Source organism: Polynucleobacter sp. 30F-ANTBAC (assembly GCF_018882385.1).
Classification (GTDB): Bacteria; Pseudomonadota; Gammaproteobacteria; order Burkholderiales; family Burkholderiaceae; genus Polynucleobacter.
This window is the reverse complement of sequence record NZ_JACVON010000001.1, coordinates 847,235-872,856: the sequence shown is the minus strand read 5'-3', so window position 1 is coordinate 872,856 and position 25,622 is coordinate 847,235. Positions and strand designations below refer to the sequence as shown.

At 39.7% G+C, this 25,622-nt stretch carries 30 protein-coding genes and 1 pseudogene; 23 read left to right on the top strand and 8 right to left on the bottom strand.

The window, feature by feature from the left end; all coding sequences use genetic code 11:
- Position 1 precedes the first annotated feature (1 nt).
- From ICN28_RS04060 to hemL, 7 genes are all read left to right on the top strand, one after another.
- Entirely contained in the window at positions 2 to 1,438 is a 1,437-nt protein-coding gene (locus ICN28_RS04060) for a class I SAM-dependent RNA methyltransferase (protein ID WP_216286415.1), read from the top strand.
- A 140-nt stretch (positions 1,439 to 1,578) separates the two neighbouring features.
- Positions 1,579 to 2,040: a coiled-coil domain-containing protein gene (locus tag ICN28_RS04055; protein WP_216286414.1), complete on the top strand. Its 462-nt coding sequence runs from the start codon at positions 1,579 to 1,581 to the stop codon at positions 2,038 to 2,040.
- A gap of 95 nt (positions 2,041 to 2,135) precedes the next feature.
- Positions 2,136 to 2,306: a rubredoxin gene (locus tag ICN28_RS04050; protein WP_088812539.1), complete on the top strand. Its 171-nt coding sequence runs from the start codon at positions 2,136 to 2,138 to the stop codon at positions 2,304 to 2,306.
- 184 nt (positions 2,307 to 2,490) lie between these two features.
- On the top strand, positions 2,491 to 2,808 hold the full coding sequence (locus ICN28_RS04045) for a hypothetical protein (RefSeq protein ID WP_216286413.1): 318 nt from the start codon (positions 2,491 to 2,493) through the stop codon (positions 2,806 to 2,808).
- A 90-nt stretch (positions 2,809 to 2,898) separates the two neighbouring features.
- Positions 2,899 to 3,135 carry a CopG family ribbon-helix-helix protein gene (locus ICN28_RS04040; RefSeq protein ID WP_216286412.1) on the top strand — a complete coding sequence of 79 codons (237 nt, stop codon included), beginning with the start codon at positions 2,899 to 2,901 and terminating at the stop codon, positions 3,133 to 3,135.
- Entirely contained in the window at positions 3,092 to 3,409 is a 318-nt protein-coding gene (locus ICN28_RS04035; protein ID WP_216286411.1) for a type II toxin-antitoxin system RelE/ParE family toxin, read from the top strand. The genes ICN28_RS04040 and ICN28_RS04035 overlap by 44 nt, the downstream gene beginning before the upstream one ends.
- A gap of 33 nt (positions 3,410 to 3,442) precedes the next feature.
- Complete coding sequence (gene hemL / locus ICN28_RS04030; RefSeq protein ID WP_216286410.1) at positions 3,443 to 4,735, top strand: glutamate-1-semialdehyde 2,1-aminomutase; 1,293 nt, start codon at positions 3,443 to 3,445, stop codon at positions 4,733 to 4,735.
- On the opposite strand, the gene ICN28_RS04025 is transcribed toward hemL, so the two are convergent.
- Together ICN28_RS04025 and ICN28_RS04020 are read right to left on the bottom strand one after the other, a co-directional pair.
- A complete protein-coding gene (locus ICN28_RS04025; RefSeq protein WP_216286409.1) occupies positions 4,718 to 5,005 on the bottom strand; it encodes a hypothetical protein in 288 nt (95 codons plus the stop codon). The two genes, hemL and ICN28_RS04025, sit on opposite strands and share 18 nt — an antisense overlap.
- A gap of 11 nt (positions 5,006 to 5,016) precedes the next feature.
- Positions 5,017 to 5,271, bottom strand: coding sequence for a hypothetical protein (locus ICN28_RS04020; protein ID WP_216286408.1), 255 nt, complete (start codon positions 5,269 to 5,271; stop codon positions 5,017 to 5,019).
- 93 nt (positions 5,272 to 5,364) lie between these two features.
- Here ICN28_RS04020 and ICN28_RS04015 point away from each other — a divergent pair, with 93 nt between their 5' ends.
- Positions 5,365 to 6,198: a symmetrical bis(5'-nucleosyl)-tetraphosphatase gene (locus ICN28_RS04015; protein ID WP_216286407.1), complete on the top strand. Its 834-nt coding sequence runs from the start codon at positions 5,365 to 5,367 to the stop codon at positions 6,196 to 6,198.
- A 67-nt stretch (positions 6,199 to 6,265) separates the two neighbouring features.
- Here the strand turns inward: ICN28_RS04015 and ICN28_RS04010 are convergent, their stop codons facing one another.
- The 4 genes from ICN28_RS04010 to ICN28_RS03995 form a co-directional block, all read right to left on the bottom strand.
- Positions 6,266 to 7,774 (bottom strand): deoxyribodipyrimidine photo-lyase, encoded by a 1,509-nt coding sequence (locus ICN28_RS04010; protein ID WP_216286406.1) that lies wholly within the window; start codon positions 7,772 to 7,774, stop codon positions 6,266 to 6,268.
- A gap of 133 nt (positions 7,775 to 7,907) precedes the next feature.
- Entirely contained in the window at positions 7,908 to 9,182 is a 1,275-nt protein-coding gene (locus ICN28_RS04005) for a type II toxin-antitoxin system HipA family toxin (RefSeq protein WP_216286405.1), read from the bottom strand.
- A complete protein-coding gene (locus tag ICN28_RS04000; RefSeq protein WP_216286404.1) occupies positions 9,179 to 9,466 on the bottom strand; it encodes a helix-turn-helix domain-containing protein in 288 nt (95 codons plus the stop codon). Before ICN28_RS04000 ends, ICN28_RS04005 begins: the two co-directional genes overlap by 4 nt.
- A gap of 166 nt (positions 9,467 to 9,632) precedes the next feature.
- Positions 9,633 to 9,980 carry a helix-turn-helix domain-containing protein gene (locus ICN28_RS03995; RefSeq protein ID WP_216286402.1) on the bottom strand — a complete coding sequence of 116 codons (348 nt, stop codon included), beginning with the start codon at positions 9,978 to 9,980 and terminating at the stop codon, positions 9,633 to 9,635.
- 261 nt (positions 9,981 to 10,241) lie between these two features.
- Between ICN28_RS03995 and ICN28_RS03990 the strand changes: the two genes are divergently transcribed.
- The 5 genes from ICN28_RS03990 to ICN28_RS03970 all read left to right on the top strand — a co-directional run bounded on the left by ICN28_RS03990 (position 10,242) and on the right by ICN28_RS03970 (position 14,137).
- Positions 10,242 to 10,844, top strand: a complete 603-nt coding sequence (locus ICN28_RS03990; RefSeq protein ID WP_216286400.1) for a YqgE/AlgH family protein — start codon at positions 10,242 to 10,244, stop codon at positions 10,842 to 10,844.
- A complete protein-coding gene (gene ruvX / locus ICN28_RS03985; protein ID WP_216286398.1) occupies positions 10,844 to 11,215 on the top strand; it encodes a Holliday junction resolvase RuvX in 372 nt (123 codons plus the stop codon). Before ICN28_RS03990 ends, ruvX begins: the two co-directional genes overlap by 1 nt.
- Positions 11,216 to 11,345: 130 nt before the next feature.
- On the top strand, positions 11,346 to 12,560 hold the full coding sequence (locus tag ICN28_RS03980; RefSeq protein ID WP_216286396.1) for an ATP-binding protein: 1,215 nt from the start codon (positions 11,346 to 11,348) through the stop codon (positions 12,558 to 12,560).
- A 32-nt stretch (positions 12,561 to 12,592) separates the two neighbouring features.
- The gene (gene pyrR / locus ICN28_RS03975; RefSeq protein ID WP_216286394.1) at positions 12,593 to 13,108 is read left to right on the top strand and encodes a bifunctional pyr operon transcriptional regulator/uracil phosphoribosyltransferase PyrR; all 516 of its coding nucleotides are present in this window, start codon (positions 12,593 to 12,595) and stop codon (positions 13,106 to 13,108) included.
- Positions 13,109 to 13,162: 54 nt separating this feature from the next.
- Positions 13,163 to 14,137 (top strand): aspartate carbamoyltransferase catalytic subunit, encoded by a 975-nt coding sequence (locus ICN28_RS03970; RefSeq protein WP_216286392.1) that lies wholly within the window; start codon positions 13,163 to 13,165, stop codon positions 14,135 to 14,137.
- A gap of 94 nt (positions 14,138 to 14,231) precedes the next feature.
- Here the strand turns inward: ICN28_RS03970 and ICN28_RS03965 are convergent, their stop codons facing one another.
- Positions 14,232 to 14,600: a hypothetical protein gene (locus ICN28_RS03965; protein WP_216286390.1), complete on the bottom strand. Its 369-nt coding sequence runs from the start codon at positions 14,598 to 14,600 to the stop codon at positions 14,232 to 14,234.
- A 210-nt stretch (positions 14,601 to 14,810) separates the two neighbouring features.
- Here ICN28_RS03965 and ICN28_RS03960 point away from each other — a divergent pair, with 210 nt between their 5' ends.
- The 3 genes from ICN28_RS03960 to ICN28_RS03950 all read left to right on the top strand — a co-directional run bounded on the left by ICN28_RS03960 (position 14,811) and on the right by ICN28_RS03950 (position 17,221).
- The gene (locus tag ICN28_RS03960) at positions 14,811 to 15,623 is read left to right on the top strand and encodes a YdcF family protein (RefSeq protein WP_216286388.1); all 813 of its coding nucleotides are present in this window, start codon (positions 14,811 to 14,813) and stop codon (positions 15,621 to 15,623) included.
- Between the two features lie 128 nt (positions 15,624 to 15,751).
- A complete protein-coding gene (locus ICN28_RS03955) occupies positions 15,752 to 16,597 on the top strand; it encodes a Wzz/FepE/Etk N-terminal domain-containing protein (protein ID WP_216286386.1) in 846 nt (281 codons plus the stop codon).
- A gap of 114 nt (positions 16,598 to 16,711) precedes the next feature.
- On the top strand, positions 16,712 to 17,221 hold the full coding sequence (locus ICN28_RS03950; protein WP_216286384.1) for a transcriptional activator RfaH: 510 nt from the start codon (positions 16,712 to 16,714) through the stop codon (positions 17,219 to 17,221).
- A 193-nt stretch (positions 17,222 to 17,414) separates the two neighbouring features.
- Here the strand turns inward: ICN28_RS03950 and ICN28_RS03945 are convergent, their stop codons facing one another.
- Complete coding sequence (locus ICN28_RS03945) at positions 17,415 to 18,512, bottom strand: glycosyltransferase (protein ID WP_216286382.1); 1,098 nt, start codon at positions 18,510 to 18,512, stop codon at positions 17,415 to 17,417.
- 409 nt (positions 18,513 to 18,921) lie between these two features.
- Here ICN28_RS03945 and ICN28_RS03940 point away from each other — a divergent pair, with 409 nt between their 5' ends.
- The 7 genes and pseudogenes from ICN28_RS03940 to ICN28_RS03910 all read left to right on the top strand — a co-directional run bounded on the left by ICN28_RS03940 (position 18,922) and on the right by ICN28_RS03910 (position 25,571).
- Positions 18,922 to 19,314 carry a MarR family EPS-associated transcriptional regulator gene (locus ICN28_RS03940; protein WP_216286380.1) on the top strand — a complete coding sequence of 131 codons (393 nt, stop codon included), beginning with the start codon at positions 18,922 to 18,924 and terminating at the stop codon, positions 19,312 to 19,314.
- Positions 19,315 to 19,385: 71 nt separating this feature from the next.
- Positions 19,386 to 20,840: a mannose-1-phosphate guanylyltransferase/mannose-6-phosphate isomerase gene (locus tag ICN28_RS03935; RefSeq protein ID WP_216286378.1), complete on the top strand. Its 1,455-nt coding sequence runs from the start codon at positions 19,386 to 19,388 to the stop codon at positions 20,838 to 20,840.
- Positions 20,841 to 20,842: 2 nt separating this feature from the next.
- Entirely contained in the window at positions 20,843 to 21,928 is a 1,086-nt protein-coding gene (gene gmd / locus ICN28_RS03930; protein ID WP_216286375.1) for a GDP-mannose 4,6-dehydratase, read from the top strand.
- Positions 21,929 to 21,942: 14 nt separating this feature from the next.
- Complete coding sequence (locus ICN28_RS03925) at positions 21,943 to 22,872, top strand: GDP-L-fucose synthase (protein ID WP_216286373.1); 930 nt, start codon at positions 21,943 to 21,945, stop codon at positions 22,870 to 22,872.
- Positions 22,872 to 24,038 (top strand): DegT/DnrJ/EryC1/StrS aminotransferase family protein, encoded by a 1,167-nt coding sequence (locus ICN28_RS03920; RefSeq protein WP_216286371.1) that lies wholly within the window; start codon positions 22,872 to 22,874, stop codon positions 24,036 to 24,038. Before ICN28_RS03925 ends, ICN28_RS03920 begins: the two co-directional genes overlap by 1 nt.
- 370 nt (positions 24,039 to 24,408) lie before the next feature.
- Positions 24,409 to 24,573: pseudogene (locus ICN28_RS09655) on the top strand (DapH/DapD/GlmU-related protein); the annotation flags it as partial.
- Between the two features lie 86 nt (positions 24,574 to 24,659).
- On the top strand, positions 24,660 to 25,571 hold the full coding sequence (locus ICN28_RS03910; protein WP_216286369.1) for a glycosyltransferase family 10 domain-containing protein: 912 nt from the start codon (positions 24,660 to 24,662) through the stop codon (positions 25,569 to 25,571).
- The last annotated feature ends 51 nt before the right edge of the window (positions 25,572 to 25,622 follow it).

Sequence of the window (25,622 nt, the reverse complement as noted above, 5' to 3'; positions counted from 1 at the left end):
TATGAAGTTTTTTATCGTTTGCCCTCGTGGCTTGGAGATTCCTTTAGCAGAAGAGCTAAAGGAAATCTCGGAGCGTCCTGAAGTGAAATCTCTGGGTGCATGGGTCATCGATCCTCCGCCACTCAACAACACGGGTGGTTTGGGTGTTGCGGGGCCTATGTCAGTGGCTTTGGCTATCAACTTGCATTCTCGTATCGCCAGCCGTTGTTTGTTGCAAATGACCCATGTGGCTTACCGCAAAGAAGATGATATTTACAAAGCGACGAGATCGTTGTCTTGGGAAGATTGGTTAACGCCTGATCAAACCATGAGAGTGGACTTAACAGCTCATCGTTCACCACTGACCAGTTTGAACTTTGTGACCCTGCGAATCAAAGATGCGGTTTGTGATCGCTTAAGAGAAGTCAAAGGTGCTCGCCCTAATATTGATACTGAGTTGCCAGATATCCGTGTGCAAGCTCACCTAACAGCCACACATGCCAGTATTTATTTGGATACCAGTGGTCAATCATTGTTCAAGCGTGGTTGGCGCGATGACAAAGGTGCTGCACCGCTTAAAGAAAATCTTGCTGCTGGTATTTTGGCTTTAACAGGCTGGAAGCCTGAGCAACCCCTGTTTGATCCAATGTGCGGTAGTGGTACGTTTTTAATTGAAGCGGCTTACCGTGGTTTAGGGATTCCGTCAGGATCGATCCGTGCAGGCTTGATGAACCCTCAACAAGAAGCTGTGCAAGCTGCACAAGCGCACAACCAGGCGGTCAAGTCGGCAGATAAATCGGAGCCTTCTAAATTTACCCGTTATCGCCCAACGCGAGTCGATCTCGTGGGTGCGGATCAAGGATTTGGCTTTCAGAGATTAAAACCTTTCAATACACCTGATCTTAAAAAGCAATGGGATGGTTTATGTGAGGTTGCTAAGAAAAATATTGAGATTGGCTTAGCGAATGCCAATAAGCTCAAAATGGCAGCATGTGACATTAATGAAAACATGATCACGATTGTTAAAAATAATTGGAAGCGTGCTGGCTTGCCAGCACAATCAGGTGTGTTATCCAACGTTCGACAGATTGATGCATTGGTGGCTAAGTCACCTTTTGCAGATCCGGGCGTAATGCTGTTTAACCCACCCTATGGCGAGCGTTTGGAGATTCAAGGTGGTCGTGATGGCAGTGAACGTGTCAAAGGTCGAGGTGCACGTGATGCTTTGCCAAAGAACAATAACTCACCAGAGTTCATGGAGTTTTTAAATCAGTTCGGTAAGCATCTCAAAGATAACTTCCAAGGTTGGCAAGTGGATGTCTTAACAGCCGATATGGGTTTACCAGGTCAAGTGCGCATGAAAGAGTCTAAGCGTACGCCTTTATTTAATGGCCCCTTAGAGTGTCGCTTGTTCAGGTTTGATATGAAAAAGCCGGATGCATCATCAGGATCTCATTAAAACTAAATCTCGGTCTTAGACTCAATAACTTATTTTCAGTAAGCCCAATTATTAGCAGATTTGTTGATTTGATTTGCCACTCTTTTATTTATAAAATTCATAATTAATTTATCTTTTCAATCAATAAAGAGGAGAGAGTTTTGTCATATTTTGATACCTATGTTTTTATAAAAAATTTAGAAAATTCTGGCATTCCAGAGCATCAAGCAAAGGCTATTTGCGATGGTCTCAAAGAGTGCCATGAGGCTTCTGATCATGTCAGTAAATCTGATTTCATAGCATTTGGATCAGAAATTAAATCTGAAATGTCTGACTTTAAGACAGAGATAAAAACAGAGATGGCTGAATTTAAATCTGAAATCAGGTCCGATATGGCTGAATTCAAAGCTGATATTAAGGCAGATATGAGCGAGTTCAAGGTGAGTATGAAAGCTGATATGGATTGCTTAGAGAGTAGATTGGATAAGAAAATCTCTGATACAGCTCATCGCCAAACAAAGGTCATCGGCGCCATGGTTGTAGGCTCAATAACTTTGTTGTCATTATTTGACCGATATTTACCTACTAATATTGCAATCCTGGCTCAAAATTTATGGTCTTAGTTGACGTATCTCAAACAATATAAGAACCAATAAAACATAAACATGCCTGATTTCTTAAGCCCTAGTAGAATAGTGAAAAATTTAGGAAAGAGATCATGGAATTTAAAACTTATATGTGTTTGATTTGTGGTTGGGTCTACGATGAAGAGGCTGGCTTGCCTGATGAGGGTATTGCTCCTGGTACATTATGGAAAGACGTGCCAATGAACTGGACGTGTCCTGAGTGCGGTGCACGCAAGGAAGATTTTGAGATGACTGTTATTTAAGTCGATCATTTCGTGTTTTTTGATTAGCGCTTTTAATGCTGAATCTTTAAACAAAGGTATTTTTAAGAACCACTTTTTATAAGTGGTTTTTTTGACGGTTATTACTTATATTAAATATAAGTAATTTGCTAATTAAATCTTTTAAAGGGAGGTTGTATGTAATTAATAATTACTAAGGAAAGATATGTCTAGAAGTTTTAGAAGAAAGAATGCTACTTACGAATACTACTGGGTTTTAAGAGATGACAGAATTGATATGTCTCGACAAAGAGTTACCCTGCTTGACCAAGGTTCAAAAGAGGGAAGAAGGGCGATTAGAAAATTTCATTCAGATAGTCAGCAAACAATGTTCAGTGGCGCACCTACTTGGTTCAGGAAAATTTTTAAGAAGAAAAGTAGCTCTCACAATTTAAGGCAAATGCATCAATGGATTAAAAATTCTGATTATGAGCCAGTATTAAACATAAGGCACAAGTATTCAGCCACTTACGCTTGGTGGTAATGGAATTAATACTTATTGAACAAATGTAGATAGTCAACAAGGAGTGATATAAATACAATGTATACATTAAATATCAATCAAAGGTTCTGGATGCCTGATACAGAATTAACTCTTAAACTCGCGAAAGAAATTAAAGAGAAGCTAGATAAGCTCTCGCTTATCCGTAAAAAGTCATCTGAAGGTTTGGCGGAGGAAGCAATCAGTCAATATTTAGACTTGGAACTCTGGCGTCATGAGCAAATTATTCAGGGTGTTAATGAGTCCATGAATAATGATTATGCTGATGAAGAAACTATCAAAAGAGTGTTTAAAAAAAATGTGGGTTAATTGGACTAAGAGTGCATTAAAAGATATTGAAAACGAAGCAAATTATCTAAATAAAATAAGTCCATCAATCGAAGATGCCTTTTTACATGAAGTTGAAAAAAGTATTGATCTGGTAAAAAAATATCCAGAGCTAGGGCGAATCGGTAGAGTCAGCGAGACAAGAGAATTTATTCTTAAAAAATTCCAATACATTCTTGTTTATTTAATTAAAGAAAGCTGCTTAGATATCATCAGATTGCTTCATACATCAAGAAAATGGCCAAATTCGTTATAGTGTTGGTAGTCCAAAATAATTAAAGATCAAATCATGAGCAAAAACGAAGAACTTTTCCTAAGAGCCCAAAAAACCACACCTGGTGGCGTGAACTCTCCAGTTAGAGCGTTCCGTCAGGTGGGTGGCGTGCCACGCTTTATCAAGCGTGCGCAAGGCGCTTATTTTTGGGATGCAGACGATAAGCGATATATCGACTGTATTGGCTCATGGGGTCCGATGATTGTTGGTCATGCTCATCCAGAGGTTGTGAAGGCTCTGCAAGAGGCTGCAGTTCATAGTTTTAGTTATGGTGCTCCAACTGAAGGTGAAATTGTGATGGCAGAGCGTATCTGTCAATTGGTTCCGAGTATTGAGCAAGTGCGTTTGGTTTCCAGCGGTACAGAAGCCACGATGAGTGCTTTGCGTTTAGCGCGCGGTTTTACTGGCCGCGATCTGATCATTAAATTTGAAGGTTGCTACCATGGTCATGCTGATAGCTTATTGGTCAAAGCTGGTTCAGGTATGTTGACTTTTGCTGATAGCACACAAAATGCACCATCATCAGGTGGGGTTCCACAAGATTTAGTGAAGCACACATTGGTGCTGCCATTCAATGATGTGGAAGCGCTTGAGGTGGCTTTCAAGCAGAATGCTGGCAAGATTGCAGCACTGATTGTTGAACCAATAGCAGGCAATATGAATTTGATTCAGCCAAGCTCTGCCTTTGTTAAAGCAATGCGTGATCTCACGACCAAAGAAGGTGCGGTTCTCATTTATGACGAAGTGATGACTGGTTTTAGAGTGGCTTTGGGTGGTGCACAAAGTTTGCATGGCATCAAACCAGATTTAACTTGCTTAGGTAAGGTCATGGGCGGTGGTATGCCAATGGCTGCCTTTGGTGGCCGTGCTGACATCATGAATAAATTAGCCCCTTTAGGTAATGTTTATCAAGCAGGTACTTTGTCCGGTAATCCATTGGCAGTTGCTGCTGGATTAGCCAACCTAGATATCATTACTCGACCAGGCTTTTTTGATTGTTTGACCGCTCAAACTAAAAAGTTTGTGAATGGTATGCAAGAACGAGCTAATCAGGCAGGAGTTCCATTCTCAGTGGATAGCGTGGGTGGTATGTTTGGTTTGTATTTCTCTAAAGAGGTACCAACTTCTTATGCTGCAGTCACTGCCAGTGATATTGAAGCGTTCAAGAAATTCTTCCATTTGATGCTAGACAATGGTGTGTATTTAGCCCCATCTGCCTATGAAGCTGGTTTCTTATCAATTGCACACGATGATGCAGTTCTTGATGAAATGTTCAAAGCAGCAGAAAAATCATTTGCCGCTATGTAAAAACATCATAAAAGCCAGCAAGATTGTCATGACTGAGAATGAGCTGGCGCAAATGAAAGTCGTTAGTTTCGTGCCAAGATCTGCGATTGATTTTTCAAGACGAATTTCTACCACATCTATTTTCTTATCTAATTGAACGAGATCGCTTTTCTTGGCTACTTCTTGGTAAGAGATGTGCTCGTGAAAGCCCTCAGCCAATATTTCTGATTGGTTTTCGTTAAAGCCGGCAAGGCGTAATTTTTTAGAGTATTTTAAAGAATTAAATTTCATTTAGTTTTGATTTATCGATGTAAGAAAAACATCAGGCCAATCATCACTGTTTGCACTCCAATGATGACGCCTAATAGTTGCATGAACAAAGTGTGGATAGATCTTGCGAGATCTTCTTTTGTAGCTAGATGCTTTATTTCATCTTTTGTTGCTAGTTTTTCTATGTCAAAGCACTCAAAAGCACCGTAAGCAATACCTTTTGCTTGTTCTACAGAAAAACCCTTTTGTTCGAGGGGGTCTGAAAAGAGTAAAGAATTAAATTTCATGAGAATGGGCGGTGTTGATAAGACAATATCTTATACTTTTTATAATGAAAAAATCAAATCATCAAAATCATCACCCATTAAACTGAGAGGTATATGAACGATATATTTGCCATAGGTGATGTCCAAGGCTGCAATCAGCAGCTGAAGCAGCTCATCAAAAAATTACCCAAAGACTCAAAAATCATTTGTGTGGGTGATTTGGTGAATCGCGGTCCAGACTCTTTGGGTGCATTGCGAACTCTTAAGGCATTGCAAGAGGCAGGACAAGCAGAATGTATCTTGGGTAATCATGACTTACATTTGCTCGCGAGAGATGCAGGTATCAGAGGGCCGAAGTCTTTGGATACTCTGGATGACATTCTCAAAGCACCGGATAGAAAAGAATTGATTGAGTGGTTAAGGCATCGCCCGATGGCTTTGTACAGTGGTAAAGAAAACTTAAATACTCTTTTTGTGCACGCAGGCATCTTGCCGCAGTGGAGTGTCACTAAAGCTCTTGAGCTCGCTCATGAGTTAGAAAAAGTCTTGCGCCATAAAAATTATGCCAAGTCGTTGATAGACATGTATGGCAACACACCGAATCAATGGAATGACAAACTCAAAGGCGCAGAGCGCTTAAGAGTCATTATTAATTCTTTAACCAGATTGCGTTTTTGCACCACTAAAGGTGTGATGGAGTTTGAGAGTAAAGAGGGCGCTGGTGATGCGCCTAAAGGATACATGCCTTGGTTTGAAGTTCCGAATAGAAAAACTCAAGACGCCAAAATTATTTTTGGGCACTGGTCTACCTTAGGCCTTTTAAAGAAAAAGAATGTGGTGGGATTGGATACAGGTTGTGTATGGGGTGGTCAACTTACCGCCATGTCTTTGGGGAAAAAGCCACTGTTCATTCAGGTGCAGGGATTAAAAAAGCCAGTTGGCCTCTGATCCAAAATGCGAGGCAAAATCTAAAGGCTGAGAGCTATAGAAACTGCCTCACATAAAGCTATATAGCTTATTCGGCAGCTTCTTTTTTCACAACCGCATATCTGATTAACGTGTTTTTTCTGGCTTCATCATGCTGCACGATAGGCATTGGATAATCTCTACCCATACGAATTTGAGCCATCTCTAATTCAATCTCACCGGCAGTCCATGGGGCATGGATTGTTTTCTTAGATAACTTAGATAACTGCGGTAAATACTTTTTAATAAATTTACCTTCCGCATCAAATTTTTCAGATTGAGTAATTGGATTAAAGATGCGGAAATAAGGTTGTGCATCACAACCACTAGAAGATGCCCATTGCCAGCCACCGTTATTCGCCGCAAAATCAAAGTCATTGAGGTGGTCAGCAAAGTATTGCTCACCCCAACGCCAGTCAATTCCAAGATCTTTAATTAAAAAACAAGCGACGACCATTCTTAAGCGGTTATGCATATAACCGCTTTGGTTAAGTTGATGCATGGCTGCATCCACTAATGGGTAACCTGTTTTACCTTCGCACCAAGCCTTGAATAGTTTCTGTGCTTTGGCGCCACTCTCCCAAGAAATCTTGTCGTAGTCTGGTTTAAATGATTCATGACCAGCCGTGCTGTGCAGGAGTGCTTTCTTACCAATGGCTGGAGCTAGTCTTGGATGGTTGCTGAGAATCATGAAATAGAAGTCGCGCCAAATAAGTTCAGATAACCAAATGGTGGCACCCATGCTGCCCGCTAACATGCGTTGATGTGCTTCACGAACTAAAGCTCGAATTGAAATGGTGCCAAAGCGTGAGTGCACGGATAAGTAGCTAGGGCCTTTAACCGATGGGAAGTCTCTGGTGGCGTGGTACTGATCCATGCGATCTAAGAATTGCTCAAATAACTCGGATGCGCCTGACATACCGGTTGGTATATTTGATTCAATACCCGTGGGTTCAAAGCCCATGGACTCAAGTGATGGAAATGGCAAATCTAATTTTTTAGGAATTGGAGAAAACTTCCCACTCTCTAAATCAACAGCATGTGCATCTAAATCCGTTGCTTGCAACTTCCTTAGCCAAGCATTTTTAAAGGGTGTAAAAACAGAGAACACTCCACCTTGACCGGTGAGCACTTCTTTGTGCTCAAAGATCACTTGATCTTTGTAGCTATGAAAAGCAATCTCTTGATCTTCAAGAGTCAATGACACCAAACGATCTCGTTCTATAGCAGCTGGCTCATAGTCTTTATTGGTAAAAACAGCATGAACACCTAATTCAGTAGCAAGCTGAGGGATGATCTCTGTAGCTTTACCGTGGCGAACAATGAGACCGCCCCCCTTAGCTCGAAGCTCCGTGTCGATTTCTTGAAGTGACTGCCAAATGAAGTCAATGCGACGGTCTTTTTTAAGGCCTCTATCTAAGAGATAAGACAAAATATCTGTGTCAAAGACAAAGACAACCCAAACGTGTTGGCACGCTTTAAGCGCCATGCGCATGGCATGGTGATCATGAAGTCTTAAATCGCGGCGGAGCCAAACTAAACCAGAATTAGATGGCATAGGATTGGTTGCAAATAGTCAATGTTGTTTTCATCCTTTAAATGATAGCCATCTTTATAGAAAGGTGCAGGACTCTATTGAACTTAAGTAAAGATTCAATTTTGGTAAATTTTATGTTTGTTGGTGGGGTGCTTTAGAAAATACCTTTTAGTTCTTTAAAGCACGGGCCCTCAAAAATTGCTTTCTTATATTCGCTGATAATTTTTTTGCTGACGTTGACTTCTAACGCAATTATTTCCCACTGTGAAACTGCCTCGTAAACTTCATGAATGATTTCATTGGATTTTTTAATAGCCATCGCCTTGGCGACTTTTTGAATGGATGCGGCGCTTGGTAGTCCTAAGCCCATAACAGCCGTTGTGTGTTGATTGTTCATGCCAGAACTAAAAGTTAAATCATAGGCAGGGGTCATTTTCCAAAAGCCATCACTATAGATAAAAGAAAAGTTTTTGGAGTGATCATCTTTGTTGTGAGCAAGCACATTAAAAACCATCAGCCTAAAGGCTTTTTCCAGCTCTAAATCACTATTAGTCACAAATTGAACAGCTTTTAAAAGGTCTAAGTAGTCGATGCTGGGGCTTCGATGTGAGATCTCTAACATTCCTGCTAAAGAGACAATATGTTTCTTGCTATTGCCAACCCTATCAAATCTTTGAACAGCAAAGAATTCCTCTTTTTTGCCTTGTACTTGAGCGCTGATTAATTTTGTTTCGGGCATCTCAACTTTGGCTAATTTAGCCATTTTGGAATATGCCAATTCAATTCTGCCCATGCAAAGTGGATCTAATAACTGAGTTCTGAACTTAATAATCCAGTGATCATAGTTATCAGGAATGGATGAGAAACCTGAAATACAAGAGTCACCGTCTCTCTCCAAAGCCACAGTGACCTTAGGCCTTGCTCCTCCGGGAGAGCCTCCATAGATAGCTAATGAATTCAGAACTTCCTCTTGAGTATTTTTTTGTATCAATACTGATTCGGTTGCTAAATCATTGATGGATGGCAAATCAATATCTTCAATAATGGTGATGGGTTCTCTAAATTCAAGCGCGCCCATAGCTCTATTGCCTATATAAGCCAATCTATCCAGTGCAGTAATTTCGTGTGGGTCCCAATTGAAATACTTTTTAAATGTTCTATCCATTAATAAAAGGCCCCAGCCATCTGGAAGGGCGTCATTGAAAACACCATGCAAACCATTAAATGGATTTTGCTGATCTGTTATGAATGCACCAGCCTTTAGTGCAAAACGATCAAGGGGAGATAGTGGGAATCCAGTTTTTATCCACAGAGGGTCGTACTCAAACCAGATTTCACCACGCTCGCTTTCACCTAATAGACCCACCCGATTGGATGCAATCCACACTTCCAATCGTTTGACATGTTTTATGAGTCCTGGTGCGGTCATGAGCGACCCCTTGATCTTTTTTTCGCAAGGACCTGTTCAATGCTAATCACTCCCTGTTGTGTAAAGGTTTCTTCGAATTGATTGATGTGACCCAGTGCCTTGGCTATTTTTAGTAAAGAAATGATCGAGATTTCTCCGCTCATCTCGAATCGCTTGATTGAAGACTCGGCGACACCTGACATCTTGCTAAGTGTTTTACGCGATAAGTTTTGTGACAGGCGCGCCTCTTGAGCTCTTTTGGCGATGGATAGAGCAACATCAGGGACAGTTTTAAAAGATAACATATTACCTTTTGAGATGAAATTTAACTTATTAAAGGCAATATATTATACTTTATTTAATCTAGTTAATGAGCTTATCGACCCATTTAATTTGAGCCATAGTTTCATACTCAGTTATAAAAAATTAACTCAATGCAAGGCATGTGAGCATCCGTTCAGGATAGTACTTTTAAGCAGAGATTAGGTAACGTTCTGCATTTGCTATTGGGCGTAAGTAGCGCTCATGTTTTTCCATGGTGACAAGGCCGTAACGTGACATTGTTTTTAAAGTGCGTGAGAGATTACTTTGTTTTCGACCTGTCATATCCGCTAATTCGCTAATAGAGGCTGGACGTGCCGTTCTAATTACTTCCAGGAGAGCTCTGTTTTCATCGCTGAGAACTTGTGATAGTGAACGCATGGAAGTAAACCAAATTTTAGGATCTGTTGACTTGGGTTTTAATTCGCCTTTTGCAATAGCTAGCATGCGCTCACGTATTTTCGCTTGTGGTGCTATACCAATTTTAATTACTTTCATTTACTCCTCACTTCCTGAAGCACAAGGTCAACCTCTATAAAAATCACGTAACAGTTGATGTGCATCTTTGAACTCATAATGGATGCCTAAATCATTAGCATGGCGATGTTTATGATCAAAAGTGTATCAGCGAGCGATAAGTTTATACTCTAATTTATTTGATAACCCTTTGAAATTAATGAGTAATTTTATGTTTAATTTATTAATTTAAATATTTTTATGATTTTAATTTACACCTTCTCCTTCGAATAAAATACACAAATGACTCAAAACACTGAAGATGCCAAGCATCTCGCTAACCAGTTCTTAATAGCTATGCCAGGCATGGTTGATGATAACTTTGCCGGAACCGTGATTTATCTCTGTGATCACACACCTAATGGCGCTATGGGTTTAGTTATAAATAAACCAACCGATGTTGACTTGGCCACAGTTTTTGACAAGGTGGATCTCAAGTTAGAAATCCAGCCTAGAGCTGCAGAACCGGTTTACTTTGGTGGACCTGTGCAAACCGATCGTGGGTTTGTCTTGCATGAACAAAAGCAGGGTGAACATACAACCCATTACAACTCCTCCCTTAGGATCCCTGGTGGATTAGCTATGACCACATCCAAGGATGTATTAGAAGAGGTTGCTGCTGGTCATGGACCAGCACGCTTTTTAATGACTTTAGGCTATGCAGGTTGGAGTGCGGGTCAGCTTGAAGATGAGATCGCGCGGAATGGCTGGCTCAATGTGCCTGCTCCCGCAGAAGAAATGGCCCACATCATCTTTGATACCCCCGATGAATACAAGTACCAAAACGTTTTAGGATTATTGGGTATTGATCTTGGTTTTCTGTCGAGTGAAGCTGGGCACGCTTGATGACGAAAACCATCTTGTCTTTTGATTTTGGAGAAAAGCGCATCGGTGTGGCTGTTGGTAACACCATCACCAAAACGGCTGAAGCTTTGAAGATCATTCAAGAAAAAAATCAAGACGAAAAATTTAAAGCAATAGAGAGACTTATCCAAGAATGGCAGCCTCAACTATTGGTGGTGGGGTTGCCGACCCATCCCGATGGTGCCGAGCATGAGATGACGCAAAAAGCCAAGCGCTTTGGTAACCAGCTCCATGGCCGCTTCCAAAAAGAAGTGGTTTGGGTGGATGAGCGTTATACCTCTGTCTCGGTTAAAGACGGTAACGATGCCTTGGCTGCCCAACTGATATTGCAGCAATATTTAGACCAAGCATGAGCTCACTAGGTAAAGATTGATTAGAAGATCATTTTTTTATTTTTATTGATTTATAAAGATATTTTTAGTTGTTTTTGTGTAAATCCTCTTTTAAAAAGTGGATTTACACATTTTATGTTTATAATAGGTCATGATTCCACGATTAATGGCACCGACCTTACTGAGACTTTCTAAAACTTTTCCAGTTTTAGGGGTCACTGGTCCGCGTCAATCTGGAAAAACCACGCTCGTCAGACAGTTGTTTAAAGACAAGCCTTATGTGTCTCTTGAAGATCCTCAGGAAAGAGCATTTGCAGAAGAAGATCCCAAAGGATTTTTAAAGAGATTTGAGAAAGGCGCTATCTTTGATGAAGCTCAAAGATGGCCGGATTTATTTTCTCATTTACAAGGTATGGTGGATCAAGATCGTGTACCCGGTCGGTTCATTGTCACAGGATCTCAGCAGTTCAGTTTGCTAGCGGGTATTACTCAATCTTTGGCTGGACGTATTGGCATGACTCGTTTATTGCCTTTGCAAGGATTGGAGTTGGCTCAAGATCATCAAAGCAAATTAGATCAACGTCTTTATGTCGGCTCATATCCAGCCATTCACACCACGCACCAAAATTCTCCTGAATTACCTCATGCATCACAAGATTGGTTTGCCAGTTATGTGCTCACATACATCGAGAGAGACGTTCGGCAACTCATCAATGTGCAAGAGCTTGGGGTGTTCCAACGATTCATTCAATTATGTGCTGCAAGAACTGGGCAATTGCTCAATATTGCATCGTTGGCTAATGAAGCCGGCATCAGCGAATCAACAACCAGATCTTGGCTATCTGTATTAGAAAGTAGTGATCTGGTGTATTTATTGAGACCTTATCATCGTAACTTCGGTAAACGTCTGGTGAAGTCCCCTAAGCTCTATTTTGTGGATACAGGTTTAGCTGCTTGGTTATTGGGTATTCGGGACGAAGCGATGCTGAATCTGCATCCTATGCGCGGAGCTCTTTTTGAGACTTATGTTGTCATGGAGCACATTAAGCACCGATATAACCAAGGATTGCCTGCTGATATTTATTTTTGGCGAGACAGTCATGGCGTGGAAGCTGATTTGGTATACGAAGTTCCGGTAAAGGAAGATGGTCAAATAGTACAAAAGTTACAAACCATTGAAATTAAATCAGGTTCAACGATTACGACTGACTTTGTTAAACAAGGTAAAAAATCAAGCCAATTTGCAGGTTTAGACGCTATGGAGCCTATTTTGATTTATGGTGGTGATGAATCCTTAACTCGTTCAGGTATTCACTTTCAGTCTTGGCAAGATTTGTTTCAGTCACATCAAATAACAAAAGAGTAATATCAAAACAATACGCACACAGTGAGATAGTCATGTCATCCATACCTAACGCAGAAGACCTTTACCAAATTCTTTTAAATCAATTAAAAGAACAAAAAAAGACGAGCTCTGATTTCCAATTGGCTGGTTTAGCCAGCGGTGGGGCTTGGGTCGCTGAGCGTTTGGCTAAAGATCTAGGCCTTACTAGCCATGGTGTGATTAACGTCTCTTTCCACAGAGATGATTATTCAGAAAAAGGTGTCAAAGCTCTTAATAGTTCAGACGGGATGTCGACTAAATTACCCTTTGATGTAGAGGGGGCTCACATCATCTTGGTTGATGACGTCTTGGATACGGGTAGAACCGTTAGAGCCGCTCTGAATGAGTTGTTTGATTATGGGCGTCCGGCTAAGGTCGATTTGGCCGTATTGGCAGATCGTCATAGAAGACAGTTGCCCGTGGATGCTACCTTTAAGGGCGCCAAGGTCAGCCTGGCTGATGATCAGATCTTGGTTCTAGAGCAATCTGATGATGGGCAATTTGCCTTTACCACTGAGATCAAAGACTGAAGCTCAAAAAGAAGCTAGTAAACGACCTAGAAAAGCATAAAATACTGACCTAAGATGCCTAAAACCTCTCAGACTGCCAGCCAACTCCAGCTAAACGATCAAGGTGAGCTGACTCATTTGCTCACTTTAGAGGGCTTATCTAAAGAACATATTCTTCATATCCTCGATACAGCACAACAGTTCGTGGCTGTCAGCGACTCAGATCGAGAAGTAAAAAAAGTACCATTACTTAGAGGGAAGAACGTTTTCAATCTCTTCTTTGAAAACTCGACCCGTACCAGAACCACTTTTGAGTTGGCTGCTAAACGCTTATCAGCCGATGTTGTGAACTTGGATATCCAAACCTCATCAACGGCTAAAGGCGAGACCTTACTCGACACCATTGATAACTTGGTGGCGATGCAAGCCGATATCTTTGTGGTGCGTCATAAAACAACCGGTGCTGCTGTCGAAGTAGCGCAACACTTACCACCACACGTGCATGTCATCAATGCAGGTGACGGTACCAACCAACACCCAACGCAAGGTCTACTCGATATGTACACCATGCGTCATTACAAGCAAGATTTCTCCAAGATCAAAGTCGCCATCATTGGTGACATCGTTCACAGTCGTGTCGCTAAATCAAACATCCATGCGCTGACTACTTTGGGTTGCCCAGAAATCAGAGCCATTGGTCCTGAGAGCTTATTGCCTAAAGATCTCAATATGATGGGTGTCAAAATCTTCAACAACATCGAAGAAGGTTTAAAGGGTGTGGACGTGGTGATGACTCTTCGCATCCAAAAAGAACGCATGGAAGCTGGGCAAGTGCCTGAGGGTGATGCATTCTTCAAACAGTGGGGTCTTACTAAAGAAAGACTTAAGTTGGCTAAACCGGATGCCATCGTGATGCACCCAGGTCCCATGAACCGAGAGGTTGAGATTGCTAGTGATGTAGCCGACGGCCCTCAAGCGGTGATCCTAAAGCAAGTGACCTTTGGCATTGCCGTGCGTATGGCAGTGATGTCGATTGTGGCGGGTAACTAATTATTGGTAATATTTCATAAAAGAGAACAAGTAACCATAAGAGCCAAGTAGTCCTACTTGGCTCTTATTTTTTGTAAGTGGCTAAGACACCTAATTAGTTGCATCCATCAAAAATGATTTCACCAAACGGCTTGTCGGAACGGCGTATGCAGATGGTGACGTCATAACCAATGACAGTAATGGCATAGAGCAGTCTTAAAAATTCCACATGCTTGTGCTCACCATTAAAGAACTGCATCGACTTTTGAGAACTTAAACCAAGAGTAGTCATACAACTGATATGGTTGTGGTTTCTGAGTTTGGCATTCTGGATAAAAAATTCGCAAGCTCGGTTCTTTGCCACAATAATCGAAGCAGGTTTGGCCTCCATCTCCAATTCACTCATGAGGGCTGCATTAACTGCAGCAGCTTGCTCTGGATTGGCACCATTTTTAGTGGGGAAGTACTTCAAATTGATATTCATTACGTCATCACTTTCTAAAAAAATTAAAGGAACTGAGAGAGTGACAAGAATTTTGTGTTTTGTATGTCAGACAATTCGGAAACTCCTGACATTGCTAAAGACTTTTCCTACAGGGTGTACATAACTATCAAGAATTAAAAAAGTACTTTAAAAATCGAATAATTTGGATCAATCAACTTTCAATTAATCTAAAAGAGTAATATCAAACCTATGGAAAATTGGTCGTTAACGTGGGCGTTACGCAACCTTATTGCTGAGTTGTTAATGCCGCCTGGTTTTTGGGTGATGTGGGTGCTGCTCATGCTTTTTTTGATCAAAAAGCATGAGCTTATTAAAAAAGCTCTCATCACTTTGGGTCTTGTCATGATCTGGGTGTCGAGTACCAATTACTTTGCAGTTCATTTCACCAACGTTGCTGGGTATTGGCTCAAGTGGCCAGCACCCATTAGCCTTGAGGCTAATGAAATAATAAATTCAAAAAGCCCAGAAGCGATAGTCATTCTTGGTGGTGGGCGCCGTAAGGGTGCTTTAGAAGTACCTAAAGAGTATCAGCAGCAAGACCTCACCTCTAACTCGATGGAAAGACTCAGGCACGGTGCAAGGCTAGCCAAACAAACTCAATTACCTATCTTGGTAAGCGGTGGGGCTCCAGATAGAAGCAGCCCACAGGAGTTAGCTGAAGGGCAAGTGATGCAGAAGGTATTGGAGCAAGAGCTTGCTGTAAGTCCCCGGTGGATAGAGGCTCAATCGAATACCACCGAAGAAAATGCCAAGCTTTCAGCTCAGATCTTAAAAAAAGAAGGTATACACACTATCTATCTAGTTACTCACTTTTGGCACATGCCTAGAGCACAGACTTATTTTGAAAAAGAGGGGCTAAATGTTGTTCCAGCCCCGATGGGCTTTTATCAAAAAACCGTATTTACTCCCTTGGATTTTTATCCGAGTAGTGAGGGCTTCCAACGAACCCGTTGGGTATGGCATGAGATTTTGGGTTTAGCTTGGAATCAGTTAAAATTATGATAATTAGAAATTGATTGAAATTTGCTTCTTTAAAGAGGTTTTCTCAGAGAAGCTATGCATCAATTGCAACAATGGCTCACGATTGAGCGAACTTGTAACAACACATACTTAAGATAGGTTAATGCCTCATGTCAGAACAATCCTTTAACCCAGCATTAGAAGATGAAATTTCATTAAAAGACATCATTGATTTTTTAGTGGAGTCTTGGAAATCCATTCTTGTGACTGGTGTACTGGGGATTCTTGGCGCAATAACTTACATTACTGTCACACCTAATATGTATCAAGCAACCGCCAACATACAAATGGCTAAAGTTGCCGGCACAGATGTTGAGTTGCCAGCCATCTTGATTGAAAAGCTGAAGATGCCGATGTATTACTCACAAAAAACATATTCAGCTTGTAATGTGATGGATAAGGTCGCCCCAGGAGAGGCAATTGCTAAAAGTCTAATGCCAACTCTTTCAAAGACGGCGCCTATCATTACTTTCTCATACAAAGAGGAAAGTCCTGAAGCTGCTCAACAATGTTTGGAGAGTGTTTTAGAAGATGTGCGTACTAATCAAAAATTATTAGCAAAGCCCATTTTTGATGCCAAGTCATATCAACTGGTTAATTTGAAGCAAAAACTTGAGGCAGCTGAAAAGACTTTAAAGATACTACCTAATAAAAATTCTAATTTTGATTTTACTGATTCCAAGTTTTCTGCCTCAACTTTACTATTGGCTACAACCTTAAACAAAGAAAATGAAATTAAAGATTTGCGCACTCAAGTCAATGATTTAGAGGTTTCTCTGACAGAGCCTCAGACTAGAGAGACTTTCTTAGCTGCACCCATCTATGCGCCACAACAAAAAGTTTCACCCAAGAGAGGCATTGCCTTAATCGCTGGTTTGATGGGCGGCTTATTCTTAGGTCTTGTATTGGTATTAGGTCAACGCGCTTATCGTTCTTACAAGGCTTCTAGCAAATAATCTTAGTGAGCCAGTCAGACATTACATAATAGATAAGCATTAAGTCTTAAGTAACGTAACAACTTAAAAAGCAATAGCAAAAGTAAAAGAAAAATAGAAACGGTTAAATCTCCTATGAAATGGCATGTGATTCATACCAAAGTGAGAGAAGAGTTTAGAGCTCTTGAAAATCTTCAGAATCAAGGTTTTGAAGTTTTTCTTCCCACTTGCCAAGTTCAAAAGAAATCACAAGGAAAAATCAAACTAGCGACTGAACCTTTGTTTAGTCGCTATCTATTTATTCGTTTATCTGATGTGAGTAGTAACTGGTTCCCCATTCGATCTACCCGAGGAGTGAGTCAGTTGCTTAAATTTGGTCAAGCAACTGAACCAGTAGTGATACCAGACCCTATTGTGGATTGTTTAAAGCAACGATGTTCTCAAGAAGAGCCTTTGCATGAGCTCTTTGAACCTGGTGAGATGCTGGAAATTACCAGCGGCCCATTTAAGGGCTTCTTTGGCTTTTTTGAAAAACTACAAACTCTTCCGGATGGCTTGTCTCGAGCAATGCTCTTGGTTGAAATATTAGGATCGGTACAGAAGTTACAAATTCAACTGCCGCAACTTAAAAAGTTAGGCGCTTAGCAAGTGAACCTTAAGATAAGCTATCCATCAAGAGTCAACAAAACTTAAAGTTTTAAATTTAAAGGCTAAGCCAAAGTATTAAACCATTAAGCCTAAAGAGCTAAAGCCTAGACTCGAGCAGGTTTAATGCTCTAAATTTTTTAACTATTAGGTCATCATTGAATGATGACTAGTGCTTCAATTTGTTGAAGTTCTACTTAAACAAATTAAAGAAACTTGGAGTTTTGAACTTCACCACCGCGTTATAAGCCCAAACGTAAGAGATGCAGAATAGTAATGCAAATGCTTGTAGCACCCAGGTGGTTTGCCACCAAATAATGGCAGGGAACACTGCTAAGCTTGATAAAAGCCAAAGGTAAGGTGAGGTCTTGGCATTTTTTGCATAAGATGCTGTATCTTTGGATTCATGCACCTCAGCCCAACGAATCAAGCGACGATAAATCAGCGAATGAAAATGGGCGCCATCGGGTAGGCCTGGATTTTTTCCTTGGTGAACTTTTCTTCTCCAAATGGTGAAGAGGGTTTCAAAGATAGGGTAAGCATTGACTAAAAGCGCAAACCAAGGCGAGACAGTGGGATTACGCTGCACCAATAAAATAGACAGGCAAGCTATTAAGAACCCTATTAAATACGCACCACCATCCCCTAAGAAAATCAAACCTCGTGGATAGTTCCAGATAAAGAAACCTCCAATTGCTCCCAGAACAATTAAACAGGTGGAAGCTAAAACAGGGTCATTGGCTTTAAAGGCCACGTAACCAATGGCTAGTAAACTGATCATAGCGACCATACTGGCTAAGCCATTGAATCCATCAATAATGTTATAGGCATTAGCCAAGCCAGTGATACCAATTACTGTAAAAATTATTGAAATTGCCCCAATCCCTAGCAACCAATCAATGCCGGGCACCTGTATTGAGGTTATCCAAGCGTTTAAAAAGTAACCCACTAAGCCTGCTGAGACTGCGGTTGCGATTAATCTAGTTTTAACGCCAATTTTTTTGGTGACATCTTCCAATAAACCCACTAAGAAAGCAGGAAGAGCGCAAGTAACTAATTGCAAAACTAAATACCCCCTGTCTAGCTTAAAGCCCCAAAAGGTTAATAATCCTGCGAATAGGATGCCCAAGAAAATGCCGATACCACCTATTCTAGGAACGGCTAATGTGTGGAACTTCTGTGGGCCTGATAAATCATGATCGCTTGAGATCTTTTCATGAAGGTGTTGGTAGCGAACCAAGCCCAATGTCACGAGCAAACTTATAAAGAAGGCAAAAATCAAAAATTCCATATGCTTATTATAAATTTTGCACTGCATAAATGCACCAATTAACAGCATCTATAGTTATAATGTTCATAACTGAACGCAATAAGATAGCTATATAATTTGTAGCTAAATCAGCTAGTAAGTGATTAATAAATATAGAATAATTTAAGATTGCCTGGGTATTGGTAGGGCGGTAGCGTACTTAAATAATTGCTAAATAAACTTAAAATCCAATTAAATACCTCTAAAAACTATTAATTGTTGTTAAGGCTGAAATTAAGAAGCTGTGCTGATTTTTTGAAAAAAATCAGAAAAAGCTAGAAAACTGAAAATCTGCCAAAAACTACGTAATACCTAATGGCAAAAAGTTAATCAGCAATGAGTAGTAATGAAGAGCAATAAACAGCAATAAACAGCAAGTAACAAACATTAAATGCCCACTGAATTGCAATTCCGAGTTTTAAGACTCTTAGAATCTAACCCTCATTTAAGTCAGCGTGAGCTGTCTAAGTCTTTGGGGGTGAGTTTGGGCGGAGTTAACTATTGTTTAAATGCATTAATTGCCAAAGGTTCAATCAAGATCCAAAACTTTAGAAACAATCAAAATAAGTGGGTGTACGCTTACTTGTTAACACCACAAGGGTTGGCTGAAAAAACTGCATTAACTGGAGCATTCTTGAAACGTAAGATGCAAGAGTATCAAGAGCTTAAATCAGAAATAGATTCTTTAAGTAGGGAGCTAAGTCCTTCCAACCTTAATAATCTTGATATGAACGGGGATATCTCAAGCCGAGGGCAGGATGAAGAGGTTGGGATCGGGAATTAGCAGGCTTAACTATCTAAAGTAGATTCATTTAGAAGACTTTTTTTGAAAAACAATCAATTTTTATCAAACCTATGAGCCAAACCATTCAAGTGACCCCTGTTATTTTGTGTGGTGGTTCTGGTACACGTTTATGGCCCTTGTCTCGTGCTGGATTTCCTAAGCAATTTTTAGTTTTATCAGGAACAACGAGTTTGTTCCAGCAAGCGGTTGATCGTGTGAATGGCTTAGCTACTTCTGATATTGCTTTGGGCGAGACTTTAGTGGTGACCAATGAAGAACATCGTTTCTTGGCACTCGATCAATTGCGAGAAATGAATGATGTGGCAGCTATTTTATTGCTAGAACCCGTGGGTCGTAATACAGCCCCTGCGTTAACGATTGCTGCCTTACAAGCGATAGAAGATGGTCGCGATCCAGTTTTAGTGGTGACGCCTGCAGATCAAACAGTGGTGGATGGCGCAGCCTTTACAGAGGCTTTACAAAAAAGTATTAGAGTTGCTGATACGGGCGCAATTGTTATTTTAGGTATCACACCCACCAAACCTGAAACTGGTTATGGCTATATACAGCGCACAGGAACTATTGGTAGCTTTGGCGAATATACCGTTGCTCAGTTTGCAGAGAAACCTGATTCAGAAACTGCACAAGGTTATTTAGCGAGTGACGACTATTCGTGGAATGGTGGCATGTTTGTTTTGAAGGCGAGTGTTTGGTTAAAAGCTTTAAAACAATTTAGACCGGATATTGCACAGGCTTGCGAAAAGTCTTGGGCTGATAAAAAAACAGATGCACCTTTTGTGCGACCTCATAAAGAATCATTTACTGCGATTCCATCCGAATCGATTGACTATGCAGTCATGGAAAAATGTCCGCGCTCTGATATCGCGATCAAGATGATGCCGCTCAATGCGGGTTGGAATGATTTGGGTGCTTGGGATGCTGTTTGGCAAGTAGGTGTCACTGATGGCGATGGTAATGTGACAAATGGCGATACGCTCTTAGTAGATACCACTAATACCTATATCCATGCCAGCACTCGTTTAGTAAGTGCTGTTGGTTTAGATAATCTAGTGATTGTTGAGACAGCTGACGCTATTTTGGTGGCTGATAAGAATCAAAGCCAGCATGTTAAAAAAATTGTTACTCAATTAGAGCAACAAAAACGTGAAGAAAAAGATCTTCATCGTAAAGTGGCTCGCCCTTGGGGTTGGTATGACAGTATTGATGAAGGTGAGCGATTTAAAGTAAAACGCATCATGGTGAAACCTGGCGCTTCATTAAGTCTACAGATGCATCACCATCGTGCTGAGCATTGGATTGTGGTGAGAGGTACAGCTGAAATTACGAATGGTGAAAATGTAATTATGTTGGCTGAAAATCAATCAACTTATATACCGCAGGGGCAAACTCATCGCCTAAGAAATCCTGGTGTTGTTCCTCTAGAAATTATTGAGGTTCAGTCAGGTAGTTATTTGGGTGAAGATGATATTGTTAGATTTGAAGATACATATGGAAGGACTAATTAAATATGGCTAAAGTAGCCTTAATTACTGGTGTTACTGGTCAAGATGGAGCATATCTTGCTGAAATGTTGCTCGATAAAGGTTATGAGGTGCATGGCATTAAGCGCCGCAGCTCATTATTTAATACTGCACGTATAGATCATTTGTTTCATGATGTACATGAAAAAGGAAGACCCTTTTATTTACATCATGGCGATATGACTGATTCGTCTAGCCTAACACACATTATTCAGAAGGTTCAGCCTGATGAAATCTACAATTTGGCAGCGCAGAGCCATGTGGCTGTATCTTTTGAGGAGCCTGAATATACGGCAAACTCAGATGCTCTTGGTGCGTTACGAATTCTAGAGGCAATTCGAATCTTAGGATTGACTAAAAAAACTCGTTTTTATCAAGCATCAACATCTGAATTATACGGATTGGTTCAGGAGATTCCACAAAAAGAAACAACCCCTTTTTATCCAAGAAGTCCTTATGCTGTTGCAAAACTTTATGCCTATTGGATAACTGTTAACTATCGTGAAGCTTATGGTATTTATGCCTGTAATGGAATTTTGTTTAATCACGAATCACCTATTCGTGGTGAAACATTTGTTACTAGAAAGATTACTCGTGCTTTAGCCAGAATTAAATTAGGTCTTCAAGAATGTTTGTATTTAGGGAATATGGACTCTTTGCGGGATTGGGGTCATGCCAAAGATTATGTTGAAATGCAATGGATGATGCTTCAACAAGAAAATCCAGAAGATTTTGTTATTGCTACGGGTGTTCAATATAGCGTTAGAGATTTTGTAAATGCAGCAGCAAAAGAGCTTGGTATCGATATTGTATGGTCTGGCCGTGGTGTTGAAGAGAAGGGTTTTGATGCATCTGGAAAATGTATTGTTGCAGTTGATCCCCGTTATTTTAGGCCTACAGAAGTAGAAACACTTCTCGGAGATGCCACTAAGGCAAGAGAAAAACTTGGTTGGACGCCAAAAATTACATTTAATGAGTTAGTGACTGAGATGGTTCAAGAAGACTTAATTGGCGCAGAGCGTGATGAGTTGATTAGGAAGAATGGTTATGCTGTATTCCGGCCACAAGAGTAACTTGGTTAGATGTGATGACTAAACTAAAAGTTCTATTAACCGGTGGTGGTGGAATGGTTGGGCGAAATATTCTTGAGCATTCAGCAATTGATGAGTTTGATATCCTAGCTCCTCGAAGTGCCGAACTTGATCTTCGGAATTTTGATGCCATTAAAACCTATTTAGACAAGTATCGACCAAATTTTGTAATTCATGCTGCTGGAAAAGTTGGTGGCATCCAGGCAAATATGCGAGAACCAGTCGGATTTTTATTGGAAAATTTGGATATGGGCCGTAATATTGTCTGGGCATCACGCCAAGCAGGTATTAAGAAATTTATTAATTTAGGTAGTTCTTGTATGTATCCACGTGGACATGAAGAACCACTAAAGGAAGAGATGATTCTTAAGGGGGAGCTTGAGCCTACGAACGAGGGATATGCTTTAGCTAAAGTGTTGACTGCAAAGCTATGTGAATATGTTACTCGAGAGGATGCATCTTACCAATATAAGACACTAATCCCATGTAATCTTTATGGGCGGCATGATAAGTTTGACCCTAAGCATTCGCATCTTTTGCCAGCAATTATTCATAAGGTACATCAAGCCAAAAAAAATAATGAAAAAACTGTAGAAATTTGGGGAGATGGCACAGCACGTCGTGAATTTATGTACTCCGGTGATTTAGCGGATGCGGTTATTGAGTCCATTAATCAGTTTGATTCATTGCCTTACTATATGAACATAGGGTTGGGACATGATTACACAATCAATGAGTACTATCAGACTGTTGCTGAAGTAATGAATTTTCAGGGAACATTCATTCATGACCTTACTAAGCCTGTTGGCATGGCGCGTAAATTAGTTAATGTGAATCGTCAGATCTCATGGGGTTGGACTGCTAAGCATGATCTAACTGCTGGGATTAATAAAACTTATGAATTTTATTTGAAGGAATATATGTAATGGCTATTAGATTTCCATTGGCTACAGCAACTTGGGGGCAAGAAGAGCAGGACGCAATGCAGAGAGTTATTGCATCGGGTATGTTCACTATGGGTGAAAACGTTAAAGCATTCGAAAATGATTTTGCTAAGTATGTTGGAAGCAAATATTGTGTAATGGTGAATTCTGGGTCATCGGCCATTTTGTTAATGGTTGCTGCGTTGTTTTACACTAAAAACTTAGATCTGAAACTGAAGCGTGGTGATGAAGTTATTGTCCCTGCTGTATCTTGGAGCACAACTTTTTATCCTTTGTATCAGTATGGTTTGAAAATCAAGTTTGTGGATATTGATTTAAATACATTAAATTATGACCTCGATCAATTAGCACAAGCTGTCACCGATCAAACAAAGGCTATTATGGCCGTTAATTTGTTGGGTAACCCTAATGATTTTAGACGTATTAATGAAATTATTGGTGACCGAAAAATAGTGTTACTAGAAGATAATTGCGAGTCAATGGGGGCAAGATATGAAGGTAAGCAAGCTGGTACCTTCGGGGTTATGGGTGGGTATAGTTCTTTTTTTAGCCATCATATTTCCACAATGGAGGGCGGGATAATTGTCACTGATGATGAAGAGTTATATCAAATTCTTCTCTCTCTTAGAGCGCATGGTTGGACGCGTAACTTACCCCAGAAAAATCTAGTTTGCAGTGATAAAAGTGATGATCCGTTTGAGGAGTCTTTCCGTTTTATTTTGCCTGGGTATAACGTCCGACCACTTGAAATTGAGGGTGCATTAGGTGTGGAACAGGTAAAACGTCTGCCTACTTTAATCGAGTCTCGTAGAGAGAATGGAAAATTATTGCAACTTACGATGGCTAATCACCCAGAGCTAATAATTCAACAGGAAATTGGTGAAAGCAGTTGGTTTGGCTTTAGTTTAGTTATACGTCCAGGAAGTAAGTTAACGAGAAAATTATTGATTTCTAAGTTGAACAAATTTGGCTTTGAATGCCGCCCTATAGTAGCGGGAAATTTTTCGAAGAATGAGGTTGTAAAATACTTTGATTCAGAAGTACATGGAAATTTGAAAAACGCTGATCATATTGATCGAAATGGCTTGTTTGTAGGTAATCACCATTACCCAATACACGATGCCATAAATATTCTAGGATCTATCTAAATTGTTAGATAAGTTGCTAAATTTATATAGAGTATACCGCCCCACAATAAGAGGATTAATACACGTTTTTTTATATAAAAATTTGTATAAAACAATAGGAAATAAAATTTACATAGGTGAATATACATACATAAAAAATAAAAAAAACATAAAGTTTGGAAACTCTGTTTCAGTCCCTAGTTATTGCCACATTGATCCAATTAGTCTAGAGGTAGGAAATAATACTTGGCTTGGAGTTCGCTCTTTCATATGTGGAGTTGTTAAGATTGGAAGTGATGTTGCAATAGGTCCCGGAGTCTCTATACCTGGCGCAAGTCATAAAATAAAGCCATGTTATATAAAAATAGTTGACAATGAATTGGAAATTTTGGGAACGGTTATTGAAGATGATGTGTGGATAGGGTCAAATGTGACCATAGTTGATGGAGTTAGAATAGGCAGAGGCGCGGTAATCGGAGCCGGTTCAGTTGTGACAAAGGATGTGGAAAGTTACTCTATTTATGCAGGGGTTCCTGCAAAGAAAATCGGTGCTCGAAATTGAGAAAAATACTTCTTATAGATTGGACTGAGGGCAAAGATGTAATTTTTTCAGATAGTTACATCGGCAATAGAGATAACTGTTTGAATTATGTTCGTTATTTAAAGTCTTATTTTAAAGAGCGCGGCTATGATTTATCAAATAATCATAAAAATCATAATGACGCCGTTTTAAATATTACAGGGCTGTATGCAGGACATAAAGAAGAATATGGTGTTATTTTTGAAACTAAATACATACAAAAAAAAGCCTACAAAAAAGATAACCTAAAAAAATTTAAAAAAATCTATACCTGGAATGAGGAAATTCTTAACATTTACAAATCAAGGTATGTAAGTTTCCCTAATAATATTAATGTAAATAATGATTTTTCTAATAGCTTTGATGACAGAAAGAAATTTTCTGTTATGGTTGCGGGAAACAAAATAGCTGAATTACCTTCATCTAAAGTTCTATATCAAGAGCGATTTAAAATAATAAAGTGGTTTGAAAAAAATAACATTGATTCATTTGAGCTCTATGGTTCAGGTTGGGATGCACCTTTCCTATTTAATAATGTGATTAAAAAGCTATTTAATATTTTAAAAATTGGTAGAGCAGTCTTTCCTTTGCGAGTGTATAAAGGAAAAGTATTATGTAAATCAGATATATTAAGTCAGTCAAAATTCTCATTTTGTTTAGAAAACGTTGTGTCCAATAATTATATAACTGAGAAAATATTTGATTCTTTTGTAAGTGGTTGTGTGCCTATATACTGGGGACCAAATAACATAGATAATTTTATTCCCAAAGAAACATATATAGATTATAGAAATTTTAAATCTTTAAATTCAATGCTAGATTTCTTACAAAACATTGATTATTTAAAATATAGAACATATCAAGATAATATATATAAATTTCTCCAATCAGAAATGGCTTTTAAATTAAGTGATAAAAGTTTTGCAAAAAATGTGGTTGATGATTTAATTGGTGATTTAAGTATATCTGTTTGATATATTTAAATCACCGAATAGATTTTTAAGTTTTTATTAATTAGTATTTGA